5 protein-coding genes are annotated in these 15,733 nt (G+C 46.4%); 2 read left to right on the top strand and 3 right to left on the bottom strand.

Annotated features, from left to right (window positions below):
* Nucleotides 1-286 precede the first annotated feature (286 nt).
* The gene (locus tag DCW36_RS19505; protein ID WP_114778431.1) at nt 287-1,621 is read left to right on the top strand and encodes an FGGY-family carbohydrate kinase; all 1,335 of its coding nucleotides are present in this window, start codon (nt 287-289) and stop codon (nt 1,619-1,621) included.
* Nucleotides 1,622-1,912: 291 nt separating this feature from the next.
* On the top strand, nt 1,913-2,602 hold the full coding sequence (locus DCW36_RS19500) for a hypothetical protein (protein WP_114778430.1): 690 nt from the start codon (nt 1,913-1,915) through the stop codon (nt 2,600-2,602).
* 116 nt (nt 2,603-2,718) lie between these two features.
* Here DCW36_RS19500 and DCW36_RS19495 read toward each other — a convergent pair whose 3' ends face one another.
* The 3 genes from DCW36_RS19495 to DCW36_RS19485 form a co-directional block, all read right to left on the bottom strand.
* The gene (locus tag DCW36_RS19495; RefSeq protein WP_164891191.1) at nt 2,719-9,630 is read right to left on the bottom strand and encodes a CARDB domain-containing protein; all 6,912 of its coding nucleotides are present in this window, start codon (nt 9,628-9,630) and stop codon (nt 2,719-2,721) included.
* A gap of 1,132 nt (nt 9,631-10,762) precedes the next feature.
* Nucleotides 10,763-12,517 (bottom strand): RagB/SusD family nutrient uptake outer membrane protein, encoded by a 1,755-nt coding sequence (locus DCW36_RS19490; protein WP_114778472.1) that lies wholly within the window; start codon nt 12,515-12,517, stop codon nt 10,763-10,765.
* Between the two features lie 34 nt (nt 12,518-12,551).
* The gene (locus tag DCW36_RS19485; protein ID WP_205702964.1) at nt 12,552-15,731 is read right to left on the bottom strand and encodes a SusC/RagA family TonB-linked outer membrane protein; all 3,180 of its coding nucleotides are present in this window, start codon (nt 15,729-15,731) and stop codon (nt 12,552-12,554) included.
* Between the last annotated feature and the right edge of the window lie 2 nt (nt 15,732-15,733).

The following is a 15,733-nucleotide window of genomic DNA, read 5'->3' as shown; positions in this document are numbered from 1 at the left end:
CTTCAAGTTTCCAACTTGGAGCTTTTTATCAGGAAAGCTTTCAGCTTTCGTGGCTGAACCTACCTGATTTAATACTCTTGCAAGTTGAAAACTTGCTGGAATGATAGCTCCAAGTTAAAAACTTGAAGCAGTTTTTTGCTTTTTTAGGAGCAAAGGCAATGGTCGCAGCTGCAGACAATTTTTCCCTACAAGATTTGCCTTCAAAGGGAGCCCAATCCGCTGTTTTTGCTGAAGCATAGCAGCAACTGATATTCGATTTAGTTTATAATATTCTTTACTTTTAACTATGGTGCCTTGTATTGCGGTTTTTGATATCGGTAAAACCAATAAGAAAATCTTGCTTTTTGATCAGAATTACCAGATCATCAAAGAAGCTCAGAAACACTGTAACGAAATTACAGATGATGATGGCGAACCTTGCGAAAACCTGACAGCGCTGACCAACTGGTTACGCAGCATCTGGCAGGAAATTGAAGCCGATCAGAATTTCGACGTGCAGGCTGTAAATTTCACCACCTACGGCGCAAGCCTGGTGCATCTGAACAAAGTTGGAGAGCCGGTAACGCCACTTTACAATTACCTGAAAGCTTTTCCGCAGGACCTGGAAGAGCAGTTTTACAATACCTATGGCGACAAGCTCCAGATAGCCGCAGAAACTTCTTCGCCGCCACTGGGCATGCTGAATTCCGGCCTGCAGCTTTACTGGCTCAAACACCGGAAGCCGCAACTGTTTGAGCAGATCGCGCACACCCTGCACCTGCCCCAGTATGTGTCGTACATCTTCACAGGCGAAATGGCCACCGACTACACCAGCCTTGGCTGCCACACCGCCCTCTGGGATTTTCAGAAAAAAGATTACCATGCCTGGGTGTATGCCGAAGGGTTGGATAAATTATTTCCGCCGGTAAGAGAACACAGCGAGCCATTCAGCATCAGCTTCCGTGGCAAAAAAATACCGGCAGGCATTGGTCTGCACGACAGCTCTTCCGCCTTAATTCCATACCTGAAGCAGTACCACGAGCCATTCCTGCTGCTCTCGACCGGCACCTGGGGTATTACACTGAACCCCTTTGCCCAGCAGCCGCTCACGGTAAACGAACTGCAGCAGGACTGCCTGCAGTACCTGACGTACAATGGGAATCCGGTAAAGGCTTCGCGCAAGTTTATTGGCAATGCACACGAGGAGCAGGTAAAGATTCTGGCAGAACACTACCAAACGCCGGCCGATTATTTCAAGACCGTAAAATATGACGAGCAGCTGATTAAGGAAGAAGAATACCAGGAACTGGCGCAGGTACAAAACCAGAAAGAAGTTTCAGTAAAAGACCATGTGGCCACCGCCGTTAAAATAGACATGGACCTGGCGTTATATGGCACCTACGAAGCGGCTTACCACCACCTGGTAGTGCAGCTCCTGCGCCAGCAGCTGGAGTCTATTCTGCTGGCGGCTGAAAATGATATGAGCAAATTCAATATCCTGCTCGTTGACGGTGGCTTCAGCCGGAACCCGATTTTTATGACCTTGCTCGGCAAAGCTTTTCCTGACCTCCGCATCAAAGCTGGCAAATCAGCACAGGGTACAGCGCTGGGTGCTGCACTGGTGATGGACCTCTGGAAGTAGGATAATTGTAGCCGTTCCGGTTGCAAAAAATGAAGGCAACGCGATAAACTGTGCAAACAGCCACTCGCGTTGCCTTCGTTTTTTATTTAAAGCCCTTTTAAAGTTTGCTGCACCTGCCACCACAGCCTCTGCAGTTCAGAAAACTGCCGCATGTCTTGCCTTAGCGTAACTTGTGGCAACTTCATCTGGCAAGCCTGCTGCCCTCCTGGTTGCCGGGCCTGGCTTTCAATTAAGCAGGTATTTTTTTATCTTGTATCTTGCTTCAGGAACTATTTACAGCGTAAACTCTACATGTTAAAGTATCTCTTAATTCCCCTTTGCTGCTATACACTGGCTGTACCGCAACTACATGCGCAGACTACCAAAACACCCTCTAAAAAAGAACTACGCAAGGCCAAACGCCTGGAAGAAGCGAAAAAGAAACCCGATTACGATCCCGGCATCCTGGGGCATGCCTACTTTGGTTCCGAAGAATGGCTACCGGGTACAATCTGGTACGAGGGTGTTGCACTTGAGCGTACACCTCTCCGCTACGACCTGGTACGCGACGAGGTAACCTTACCCCCGGTTGAACCTGACGCTCCTGCACTCAAGCTCCGGCTAATCAGCGAGAAAGTAGATTCTTTTAAGATACTCGAGCACACGTTTGTCCGGCTAAATGAGCAGGACGGTCTACCGGCAGGTTTTTATGAAAGGCTTCATGATGGAAAAACCAAGGTATTTGCCCGTCGGGAGAAGTATATTTTCAAGGAAACAACTTATCAGCGTGTAGCAGAGCGTTTTCTGACGGAGAACCGCTATTACCTGTATAAAAACAAGCAGTACCATCCGGTAAAGAATCAGAAGGGTGTGCTAAAAGTTTTGAAAGACAGGAAAAAGGCACTGGAAAATTTCATCCACAAAGAGAACCTTGATTTCCGGAATAATTTTGAGCAGGCGCTGCTACAGGTGGTGGCCTATTATGATAGCTTGCGTGAATAAAGTAACAATTCTGTTCAGTCAGATAAAGTTGCATTTGTCACTTGGATCCAATAATAAAAGAGGCTGCTCCGGAAAACCTGAGCAGCCTCTTTTACTTGTAAGCTATCAAAATACTGTTACCGCTGGATTACTACCTTCCTCACAGTTACGGTATTTCCTGCTTTTATATGAAGATGGTACATTCCTGTATCCAGATGCTGCACCTGGAAAGATGTCTGTAATTTATCTTTTCCTATGGCCACTTGCCTGGACATTATTTTCTCTCCGATGGCATTGTACAAGCTTACTTCAGCTACCTTCTCTCCTTTTCCGAAGTTTGCAGCTTCTATGGTCAGGACATCAGAAGCCGGATTTGGCCATATACTCAACTTGCTGTCTGCTACCATATCGTCCACACCCGTTGTTGTACTTATAGCAAGAGGCAACGCTTCCATATTATTTGTCTCATCCAGCTCAGCTATCAAATTACCCAGATCTGCTATTACCAGCACATAGTAGTTGCCGACAGGCGTACCGGCCGGAATTCTGAAGTTATCATATGTATGATGAATAACACCGGCTTCAATAATGGGTAAAGCAGTCTCAGCTAAAAATACATCAGCGGCATCGTAAATTTTGTCAGTCGACAGGTAATAGCTGACACTTCCGGCGAGTGCATTTGCATTCCCTAGGTTTGCTACTACAGCATGACCTGAAACTTGATTACCTGCTGGCATTACAGAAGAAGTGATAAAACTGGAATATAAGTGTAAATCTGGCAGGAGGGTATGCACCACATTCACCGGCACAGATTTCATATTATTCACCTCATCACTCTCCGGGATTACATTAGCTGCATCAGCCACCATAAGCAGGTAATAACTGCCACTGGCAGTGGTACCCGGAATTAACACGCTGGCAGTTTGTGTAGACGAAGCGCCTGGCGCAAGCTGGGGCACGCTGCTCTCGCCCAGGAAGGTGTCAAAGGAATCAAACACCATGTTTGTCGACAGGTAATAATTTACTTTACCGGCAGGTGCATTCCCTGTACCCGCATTAGTCACAATATTCGAAACTGCTGCATTATCGCCTGCCCGCACGGATGCAGTTCCCAGGCCAGGGCTGTGCAAATTAAGGTCGGGTAACGCAGAAGCAGCAAGTAAGTTAAAGGCAAACGATCTGCTGTTATTGGTTTCATTCGATTCAATTATAACACCTGTATGGTCTACCACAGCCAGCATATAATAAGTTCCGGGAGCAGTGCCAACAGGTACTATAATGTTCGAACTGCGGGTTGCTATAGAACCATTCGCTAACGGGCCACCTGAAATACTTCTTAACAGGACGTCGCTACTATCGAAAGTAGTGTTGGTGGACAAATAAAACCCAACATTACTGCTTGGGGATGTCACGTTGCCATTGTTCTTAATTCCTGCGGAGATGTTATAACTGTTGCCTGCATAAACGGTTCCCTCAAAGGTAATGTTTTCGGCTACCAGATCTATCACTGGGGGTATTACAGTTACAGCCACACTGCGTACATTATTTGTTTCATTGGTTTCTGTAACAACACCCATATCGTCGGCTTTTACCAGAATATAATATGTACCTGCTACAATACCGGCAGGAACAGACATATAGGTAGTTAAACTGGTGGTGCCTCCTGCTGCCAATGAAGTTACCTGGCGTTGCACCAGTAAGGTAGCGGTGTTATCCCATACATTCCGGTCGGAGATATAATAGCCGATGGAGCTTGCCGCGGCGGAACCAGGTCCATTGTTTTGAATTGTAGTTGTTACGGCAACTGTATCGCCTGGCATAAAATTAGATTGTAAAACAGTTGCGCTGTTAACTACCAGGTCGGGTAATGCCGGAGGCGAAACGGTAAGAGCAATGCTGGCCAGGTTATTCGTCTCGTCTTTTTCAACGATCAGGTTTGCTGCATCTGCAATCAACAGCACAAAGTAGTTACCGTTGGCAGTAGTTGCCGGAATCCTCAGGTTAGCAGATACATTCGATGAAGCTCCCGATGCCAGTAACGGCAGGTTGCTCTCACCTACCAGCACATCGCTGCTTTCGAAGGTATTATTGGTCGACAAATAATAATCGACCTTTCCGGCAGGCGCATCAGCGGTACCAATATTCGTAACAGTTCCGGAAACACCAACTATATTATCCGCATTAACAGTGGACGCGCTCAGACCAGGGGAATGAACTCTCAAATCCGGTACCAGCGAGGCAACTACGGTAATGGAAGCTGTCTGCATATTGTTTGTTTCAACAGACTCAGTTACGAGGTCTGCAGGATCAGCAACCACCAGTATGTAATAAGTGCCCGGACTTATATTGCTCGGAATGGTGATGCTTGAAGACCGGACAGCTACACTGCCTGCACCCAGCGGGCCACCTGTAATCGTGCTCAGCAACAAATCAGAGCTTTCTAAGCTCGTATTGGAAGATAAATAAAGTCCCACATTACTACTTGCTGCAGCCACATTGCCACTGTTCCTGATTTCGGTTGCGAAGGAATAACTGTTACCAGCCGTTACCGAGGCTACAAAAGCAGCAGGCTGCACCGTAAGGTCTACCGTAGGCGCAGCTAACGTAACAGCTATACTACGTACGTTGTTTGTTTCGCTCGATTCTGTAACAGCACCGGTATCGTCAGCTCTTACCAGCACAAAATAATCGCCTGCAGCAGTACCGGCAGGTATAATCAGGTTAGCTTCAGGACTTGCCGTACCTCCCACTGCAAGTGTAGTTACTTCGCTCTGTCCTATCCTGACGGCGGTGTTGTCCCAGACATTCCTGGCAGACAAATAGTAACCAACCATGCTGCCGCCAGCTGAAGCCTGGCCGCTGTTCTGGATAGTAGCGGTTACGGCAATTGTATCGCCGGCCACCGTAGTTGCCTTCGAAACAGATGCAGCCGTTACTAACAGATCGGCACGGAGCGCCGCAGTGACAGCGAGGGCAACACTGGCAACATTGTTCGTCTCATTTGTTTCGGAAACAGCATTGGCATGGTCGGCAACAAACAGAATGTAGTAGTTACCTGCAGTTGTAGCGTCGGGGATAGTGAGGGTGGCTGTTCTGGATGCAGTAGCTCCGGCAGCAAGTGTTCCACCGGACGAGGATTCCAGGACAACATCAGCGCTGTTGAAAACAGCATCAGCAGATAAATAATAACCTACCGTGCTCGAAGCAGCTGCAGTAGTACCATTGTTTTTGATGGTGCTTGTCACATTCACAGTACCGCCACTTACAACTGATGCAGCAGAAACCGTAGGAGTCAGTACGGCCAGGTCCACTTCGGCAGGAGCCAGTGTAATGGCCAGGGCAACGCTGGCGGTGTTATTATTTTCATTGCTCTCGGTATTTGTATTGTCAGGGTCCACCTGGAACAGCACAAAATAATTTCCCGCAGCAGTACTTGCAGGTATCGTGTACGAAACCACTTTCGATACGGAACCACTGGCTGCCATGCTGCTGACGTCTGCGCTGCCAAGTACCACGTCGGAACTTTCAATGGTGTTGTTTGGCGACAGATAGTACCTGATGGTGGTAGCTGTGGAAGCAACGGTACCGGCATTCACTACATTGGCAGTGAGTGTTATGCCTGTGCCCGCCACCACCGATGCCGCCGAAACCGTTGGTGTCTGAACAGCCAGGTCGACGGTAGGTGCTATTACTGTAAGTGCCACAGCCTTTACATTGTTCGTTTCGCTGCTTTCGTCCTGTGCTTCGGCATGGTCGGCGACAAAGAGAATAAAGTAAGAGCCTGCGGCAGTGCCTTCAGGAATAGTAAGTGTGGCAGATCTGTTTGCTGTCGTTCCTGCTGCTAACGCATTACCGGTAGAAACGTTAAGCAGTACATCCGAAGCATCCAGGGTATTGTTTGCAGATAAATAGTAGCCGATGCTGCTGTAAGCCGCCGCTACCGAACCCTGGTTGCGAATGCCGGCAGTGGCTGTTACCGGCTGGCCGGCCGGTATGGATACAGGCGCTACCGCTGCCGTCTGAACAACCAGGTCAACCGATGCGCCCACAACTGTGATGGCCTGATAAGCCAGATCATTGGCATCGTTTGATTCTGCAATGTGATTTTCGTAATCCGACTTAAACAAGATATAATAACTGCCCGCCTCGGTATTAGCCGGGATGGTGAGGTTCGCCGTAACAGCCTCTGTTGCCCCGGCTGCCAGGGTAGAGGCTGTTTGCATGGTATTGAGCAATACATCATCCTGGTCCAGTGTGGTGTTGGAGGAGAGGTAAAACCCGACAGCACTGCGCGGAGCTGCCACATTACCATTATTCTTCACATTGGCAGTTGCCGAAACCGATTCACCCGCCACAATACTGGCGCTCGCTAAAGTCTTTGAGGCTATTTCCAGGTCTACAAAATTGGACGAAGAAACCGTAACAGTAATAAACCTGATATTGTTTGCTTCGTTGGTCTCTGTTACAGCGTTTGTATGGTCGGCGGCAAAAAAGATATAATAAGTTCCGGCTGTAATGGTGGCTGGCAACGATAAGGAAGCACTTCGTAAGGCCGAGTTGCCACTGGTCAGGGCGCCGCCACTGGAGCTGCCTAAGAACAAATCAGTGCTTTCAAAAGTGTTGTTCGCCGATAAGTAGTAGCCAACGTTACTACTTGGCGAGGTGGAAGCTCCCTGGTTGGCAATAAAGCTAGAAACACTAAAGGCATTACCCGGCGTTAAGGTGCTGGAAGAAGGAAATGCCGATAGCATGAGTAGATCTATGGTAGCTGCTTCAACGGTTATGGCTACACTGGCCACATTGTTTGTTTCATTCTCTTCGGTTACTAAACTGGTGTTATCCGCCACAAAGAGCAAAAAGTAATTTCCTGCTGCCGTTGAAACCGGAATGGTCAGGTTAGTATTACGGGAGGAAACGGAGCCACCGGTCAAGCTATACCCATAAGAATATCCCAGGTAAACATCTGACGGATCAAAGGTATTGTTAGTAGATAAGTAATACCCGACATTGCTCGATGCAGCCGTAACTCCCCCCTGGTTGTATACCTGGGAACTTACAGACATCACGTTTCCGGCTGTAAGGGAAGTAGGAGTAGCAGCAGGATTTTGAATTACCAGATCAGCTAACGGCACCGAAGTAACACAGGCAATGGCAGCCTCAAAACCAGAATAAGTTGCACTACCGTCTGTGTAAAAGCGCAAGGTTAAGGCACCCGTACTGTTTGTCGCATAAACAGTACCCGGGTTATTACTACCATTATATGTACCGATTAAGGGTGCTGACGTACTGGTGCCATCGTAAATGGAGAGATAGTCGCAGCAGCTCTCCAGCATAAATGAGCTAAAAGTCAGGCGTATTTTATTCCCGCTTACACTTGGGTTAAGTGTTACAGTACCATTGGCGTAATTAGAATAATTACCGGTGCCGCCATTATCATATAACGTACCGGTGCAGGTTGTAAAGTTAAGCGCCCCGGAAGCAGGCATCAGGAACATTGTACCGAACTCCATAACACTTATGGCCGTGCTAATTACATTATTGTTCTCATTGCTCTCCGTTACACTGTTCAGGTAATCTGCAACGATAAAAAGATAATAGGTTCCTGGTGTGGTATTAGCCGGTATTGTAACCGATTCGTTTCTGTAGGAATTGTTTCCTGCAGCCAGAGAAGAGCCATTGCTGAATCCGATCAGCAGGTCAGATTCGTCAAACGTACTGTTGGAAGATAAGTAATAACCGATATTACTGGATTGAGCTGCTGTATTCCCCTGGTTATTAATCGTAACTCCAACACTAACCGGATTGCCCGCCGAAACAGAAGCCTGACTTATGGAAGGCGAACTAAGTGTCAGGTCAATGTTTGGCAGTACGACTGTAACGGCAGCGCTAACTATATTGTTATTTTCGTTGTTCTCCGTCACCAGGTTGAGGTAATCTGCTACGAAAACGATATAATATGAACCGGGCGCCGTATTCGCCGGAATGGTAATGCTGTTAGAGCGGTAATTGTAGTTTCCGCCTGTTAAAGTTCCGCCGGAAGAGGAGCCAATAAATACATCACTCGCATCGAAGGTGGAGTTCGTAGAAAGGTAATACCCGATGTTGCTGGAAGAGGCACTGCTGTTGCCCAAATTATGGATACGGACCTCCGTTCCTACAGTACTGCCGGCCGTAACACTGGAATTATAGATGTACGGCGACTGCAGCACTAAATCCACATAAGGAGCCACAACTGTGATCGCCCTGTAGCCCGTGTTATTCGTTTCATTGCTCTCCGCTACCTGATTCAGATAGTCCGCAGCAAATATTAAATAATAACTCCCCGGCACCGTATTCGCGGGAATGGACACCGACGAAGAGAAATACCTGTAGCTGCCTGCCCCAATACTATTGCCAGAACTGGAACCGATAAACACATCGGAAGCATCTAGTGTGGTATTTGCAGATAAATAGTAGCCCATGTTACTGAAAGATGAAGCGATATTTCCCTGGTTCACCACATACGCATCTACATTTATCAGAACGCCCGGAGATACTGTAGTGGCGGACGTATTGAGGTTTGTTACAGTAAAGTCTACACTCTGTGGCACCACCGTTATCGAAACACTGCTAACATTGTTATTTTCGTTTCCTTCAGCTACCACATTCAGGTAATCGGCTACAAACAGTATAAAATAGGCCCCAACAGCCGTGTTAGAAGGAATTGTTACCGTACCATTCCGATAAGAAAATGACCCGGAAAGGCCTGATGCATTTAATATCCCCCCGGTAGAAGATCCAATAAATGTATCGCTTGCATCCAGGGTGTTGTCGGTCGACAGGTAGTAACCAATGTTGCTGGACGATGCGGCAGTATTGCCTAAATTGTAAATAGTACTGGTGGCTGAAACACTGTTACCCACAGCCACAGATGTAGGCGACACCGCCGCTCCCTGAATGGCCAAGTCTGCCTGGGCAAAACTTGCCTGCGAACCTGCAAAAAAGAGCAGTACAGCTAATAACAGCTTCCATTGTGATGCAGAAGCATTAGCTGCTGAATAATATTTCATAAAAATCGGGTGTAAAAATTTTGAATAAGCGGGCTGAAAAATTTCTTGTTGTATTTTATTAACAAAAATAGATTTGATTTTTATAATACAAAATATTATAATCATAATATTTTACCACTCCTTAAAAAGACGCTGCTATTCAATTTCAAACCGCTCATTATCATATATTTATAAAAATTATAAAATCTTTTAATAAATTATTAATGAGAAATAGGCAGCAACTTATCCCAGCATAGTACACCTGTCATAATTTTTTTAAGCATCTTAAACTTTACTGTTCCTGCCTCCACTCCCGCTGCAGTTTTTCTTATTATGCCACAGTGCACAACAGTTTCGTTTTAAACTACTTTTACCGGTCCTGTTCCTTATTCGAACAATGACAATTTGAACTGAACCGTCAGAAAGTATAAAGTATAATGCCGCATCACCCAAGGTCCTAAGAGGATGCTTAATGTAATTAAGCTAAAAATGCAATTGTCTCATTTATATGTAAACCTCTATTTAGGGGAGGTACAAAGGCTTTGGTGGCAGCTACAGAACAACCGAAATGGTATTGTAAACCAACAACATCTGATTTCTATGAATTATGCTACCGCAAGTTTCCATTTTAAGCCTCTGGAAAGCACAATCGAATTTTGCAAAGCAAAAAAAGCCTCTGCACCTGCCACCAAAGCCTCTGCCGCACCCCGCCAAAACCGAGTGTAAAAGTTTGCTCTATATTCTGCCCAAAGGCCATGAGACGCCGTATTGGAAATAGGAAGGATATAAGATTACCGGCTTTTGCCGGGCAAGGGTACCGTCAATGAGACTAAAGAAAGTATCAAGTTTGTGTTTGGAGTAAAGAGGCAACAATTGATTAATCGAACATGCACAGCAATTAATAAACCTGTAAAGAAGAAATCATACCAGTTAGGATTTTAGGCTCTTCCACGGCATTTAATAAAAATCAACTCTTTTCACAATCGTTTATAGTTCCCGCCCACACAATCTTTCCATGATGACAAAAAATTAATGTTTTTTTAGAAGCGGGTTAGCGGGTTATGACGAACTGAAATCAGTTAATATAAAAATAAAAAAAGAGGCTGCTCCGGAAAACCGGAGCAGCCTCTTTTTTTTGGTGTAAAGGGTTGTGTTATTCCATGCGGAAAGGCAGGAACCAGTTTTGTGGATGCATCAACTTTGCTCTTACAGCGTCGGCATTTGGATTACCGGCTTTTACAAGCTTTGCATATACTTTATCTGCCAGGAAAGCAGGATCGTTACGGCGTTTGGCTATCCGCACCAAATCACCCCAACGGTGTCCTTCAAACGCTAACTCCAGTGCTGCTTCCTCTATAATTTTATTCTCTATATAAATGGTAGAATCCTGTGAAGAAATACCTCCTGGAATAGACAAATAAGTCAGATTGGCACGTCCTCTGATGCCTGCACTTCTATGATAAATATCACGGAAGTACGGCGTGTTGGTAGAACGGAAAGCAAAATTGTATGGGAATGGCTCAAACGTATCCAACTCCTCACGTACATCTGTAATGTCCGGATCATCGAAAGCAGCACCACCGTTGTTTAACAGTGCCCATGCAATTTTGTGCTGGTTATCGCGGTTAGCGGCCTCTGCAAAGCGCAGGTGCAGAAGCGCTGCCCTGTACAGGAACCATTTACCATTTGTTTGCAGTGGGTTTACCGGGTCAAAGTTATAGATATGCTTCATTACAACCGGCTGACCGTTCTGCATTTTCCAGGACCATCTTCCGCGCTGGTCCCATGGGAAACCGTTTCGCTGCACCTGCGACTCCCACAGATCGATGGCATGTTGCGAAGGCTTTACCAGGTAATCGCCACCCACATTTGAAAATAACTTAACAAATGGTGTTTTCTGCCCGAAAGTGTAATCAAAAGGCAATGCCCAGATCCACTCTTCATTGAACAAGCCGTCCATAGGTCTGATAAACATGGATTTCCAGCCCTGCGTGTTATTGTCTATCAGCGCTGTTACGTCCTGGTCGGCATAACGTACATAACCAACGGAGAGGTCGTTATGATTAGTTACATCGGCCCATTTAATTTTGTAGGAATCAAACTCATTGCTGGCACCGGTAACGCTGGTTGGTGTTTCCATTACCGTTTTATACTGCTCGGCAGCCTTCAGGTACTCGCCTTTCCAGAGGTAAAGGTCTCCCATCAATACTCTTTTGTTGATAAAGAATTTTCTGGTGTTGTAACCGTCAATACTTCTGTTCAACGAGTTAAGCGGAGAGTACTGCTCTTCATACGGCAATGCTTCCATAACCCGGATAAGCTCGTCGATCATCTGATCCAGAGTGAACTTATCGAAGCGGCTTAAGTCACTTAAGGTTAAGTTAGTTATATCCGTAATTTTTGCCAGGGGTTCAGTAAAGTAAGGAACGTTACCGTAGTGAATAGCTAACTGCAGGTACAGCCAGCATCGCAGGGCAGCAATATCAGAATAACGCTCGGCGTAATCGGCCTGCGACATTTTGCTCTCATCCTTCATGCGGTCGAAGTTGGTAAGCACATCGTTGCAGTTCACAATCAGTTCGTAGAACGGCCTTGGGTCTGCATACACATTATCGGGCGTAACGGTATGCTGGCTTAGCTGCACCATGCTTTCGCGGGCGGCAGGCGTTACCGCCATCAGGTCGGCACGCAGCTCGTTCAGAATAATATGATGCTCTGCCAGGTTCAGGAATTTACCGTAGATACCTATTACAGCTGCATCGGCATCAAACTTATCCTGGTAGAACTGATCTTGCTCCAGCGCATTATCCGGCTGAACGTCTATTAATTTATCACAAGAAAATAAACCCAAACTAAGTAGTACTACCGGGAACGCTCGCCTTAATGATTTGAATAATTTCTTTTTCATCAGATGACAACAATTAAGAATAAATATTTTATTACTAGAGGCCGAATCGTACGCCTCCAATTACTGACCGGAACTGCGGCACCAGGCCGGCATCAATCCCCTGGAAACGGATATCATTGGATCCACTGAATTCAGGATCGTATCCGAGGTAATTTGTAAAGGTCAGCAGGTTGTTACCGGTCACGTAAAGATTTACATATTTTACAATGTTTGTTTTTACCGGTAACTCATATGCAAGCGTCAGAGTTCTGAGACGCAGGTAAGAACCATCTTCGATCCAGCGATCTGAGAAACGGCTGTTGCCTAACGGATCGCCCCAGTTTGCGCGCGGTACATCCGTCACTTGTCCATTGCTTCTCCACCTGTTCACAACCTTCTGCGTCTGGTTTTCGGCCCCGTTTACAGATTCCAGCTGTGCTCTGGTGTAATTGTAGATGTCGTTGCCTACACTGAAGGTGAAAGCAGCATCCAGTGAAAAGCCCTTGTACTCGAAGCGATTGGAGAACATCCCGAAGAAATCAGGATTTGCATTACCGATTATCACACGGTCCTGATCGTTTATTTCATTGTCTTCGTTCTGGTCCACAAAACGAACATCACCACCTCTGAAAGGTATTAAAGAGCCATCAGGCAGTTTGGTAAATAAACCGGCATCATCTGCCTCTGCATCAGTGGCGTAAATTCCGGCTGTTTTATAACCGTAAAACAAGCCGGCAGACTCACCAATTCTGGTAAGCATGGTAGCACCAGCGAAGCTTGATGTCATGTTATCTGTTGGAAGCGCCGTAATCTCGTTGCGGTTAGCTGCATACGTTAATCCTAACTGCCATTTCAGATCACCGGTCAGGATGCGGCTGTTTAAAGCAACTTCAACACCTTTGTTTAGCATGGCGCCACTATTGGCCAGCATGTACTCGAAACCTGTGATTTTGGCTACCGGCTCAAAAGTAAGCATGTTGTCTGTTTGAGAACGATACACATCCACGCTCAGTCCTACACGCTCATCTTTAAGGGCCAGGTCGAAACCTGCATTCAACTTACGGTTCGTTTCCCACTGAAGTGCAGGGTTTGCGATGTTGGCACGTACAAGACCCTGCATGCCTAGCAGGTTCTGTGAAACATAAAGCTGCTTAGCAGAATAATTTCCGATGTCGTCGTTGCCTGTAATACCGTAGCTGGCTCGCAGCTTAAGAACTTCGATGGCATCTAAACCAGCCATAAAGTTTTCAGACGATACTAACCAGGCAGCTCCCAAAGAAGGGAATACACCAAACCGATGCCCAAACATGGTCAGGCCATCTTCGGTTTCGCTTCCGAACCTTGAGGATCCGTCGACACCCATATTGAAGGACAGGAAATATTTATTCAATATCTGGTAATCTACGTTGGCATAGTAGTTCAGCCAGTTCCAACGCCCGATTCCGCCAGAAGTGCTTCTGAGCGCATTCACCCCCTGGCCAATTGTTTGAAGTTCATCGGTAGCGGAGTTATAGCCAAGCCCTCTGTCTTCTTCACGACGGTTATAGCTGTAACGTACACCAACAGCACCTGTAAACCCATGGCTGCTGCTAAAGTCGTGGTTAAAGGACAGCTTCGTATCGTTGTAGATAGAGAATAAACGCTGTAACTGATTACCCATTCGGCTGTAGACAACAGCGCTGCTCAGGGTATCGGCTAAAACACCTTTGCGGGGCACAAACGTTATTTCTCTTACTTTATCGTAAGTAAGACCAACCAGTGTACTTAACTTAAGGTTATGCCTGAAGGCATAAGCAGCAGAAACAGAACCAAAGAAACGATAGTTGTTGTTGCGGTAATTTGCTTTATCGATCAGCGCTCTTGGGTTACTAACGTTGAATATATCAACATCGGCCAGGTTCGGAGATTGGATACCATCCTCTGAAAGCTCATTCGTACTTAACAAAGGTGATTTTACCAGTCCCAGGTACAATGGGTTTGTCTTTTTTTCCAGTCCTTCCTGCTGTAACTTATTTTCGCTGTAGGTAAAAGCCAGACGGGAGTTCGCAGTCAGTTTTGGAGTGATCTGGTAGTCACCATTAAAGCGGGTAGTATACCTGTCATAATTGGTTTCATCCACAATACCTTTCTGATTCATATAACCTACCGACAGGGCATATTTGGCTATGTTATCACCACCGGTAACCCGAAGGTTATAATTCTGGCTTACCCCGTTGCGGAACACCTGGTCCTGCCAGTTGGTGTTGTTGTGGTAGGTGTAATAATCAGCTCTGCTTCTATCGTCCTGCATGTAAGGCAAGGCCTGAATCTGATCGTCGGTGAAACCTCTTGTTTTCAGCACATCCGCCAGGTAAATCCTGTAATCATCAGACTGCAGCACAGGAATGTTAGATGGCCTGAAATTAGCGCCGCCGTAGGCTGAGAAGTCAATTTTAGTTCCGAGTTCCTTCGCATAGGCCGTAGTTATCAACATAACTCCATTGGCGGCTTTTGAACCATACGTAGAAACGGCATCCTTGATGAACGTGATATTCTCGATGTCTTTGATATCGATATGCGCTAACGGATTTGTATGAAATCCATTTATCAGAGAACCTCCATCTTCGTTCATATCATAGATCATCCCATCTACTATCACCAGTGGCTGATTGGTGCCGTTGAGCGAAGATAAGCCCCTTAACATCATGTTCGCACCCACACTCGGAGTACCAGAACGGCGCACCACATTCAGCCCGGCCACCTGCCCCTGCAGATAGGTATCTGGCGTTTCCATCGGGCGGCCCCACTTGTTCGGCATGTTCACCGTCACTACGGAATTCGTGGTCTGGGTGAGTGGCTTTTGGCCTGTTGGCAGGTAGGCCAGATCATGTATGGAATTGGCAGAAGCCGGCAACATTGAAACTGTTACCATCTCTCTTCCTTTCACTGGCACCTGCTTTTGCTGCAAGCCGGCTCCGGCAATAAGAAGGGAAGCGTTTCCGGAAGGCACTACGATCGAGAAAGCACCATTATCATCGGTAATAGCCGACGAAAAGTTTGGTACGGAAATGTTTACACCTGCAAGCGGCTCACCAGTGTTGGCATCCTTTACAACACCTGTTACGGTAGGACCATCTTTCTGTACCGCACGAACAGTAACAGAATCTGCCTGCTGTCCGAATGCTTCCGGCACACAAACAGACAAACTTAAAAAAACAGCCAGCCCGCCAAATTTCTTTATATAAGTATACATCATTA

The organism is Botryobacter ruber (assembly GCF_003347595.2).
GTDB classification, from domain to species: Bacteria; Bacteroidota; Bacteroidia; order Cytophagales; family Hymenobacteraceae; genus Pontibacter; species Pontibacter ruber_A.
The sequence above is the reverse complement of the archived record's forward strand: the minus strand, read 5'-3'. Positions and strand labels throughout refer to the sequence as shown.

Excerpts from the sequence above, each read along its gene's own strand:
- DCW36_RS19505 (WP_114778431.1), top strand. The coding sequence starts at position 287 with ATGGTGCCTTGTATTGCGGTTTTTGATATCGGTAAAACCAATAAGAAA.
- DCW36_RS19500 (WP_114778430.1), top strand. The coding sequence starts at position 1,913 with ATGTTAAAGTATCTCTTAATTCCCCTTTGCTGCTATACACTGGCTGTA.
- DCW36_RS19495 (WP_164891191.1), bottom strand. The coding sequence starts at position 9,630 with ATGAAATATTATTCAGCAGCTAATGCTTCTGCATCACAATGGAAGCTG.
- DCW36_RS19490 (WP_114778472.1), bottom strand. The coding sequence starts at position 12,517 with ATGAAAAAGAAATTATTCAAATCATTAAGGCGAGCGTTCCCGGTAGTA.
- DCW36_RS19485 (WP_205702964.1), bottom strand. The coding sequence starts at position 15,731 with ATGATGTATACTTATATAAAGAAATTTGGCGGGCTGGCTGTTTTTTTA.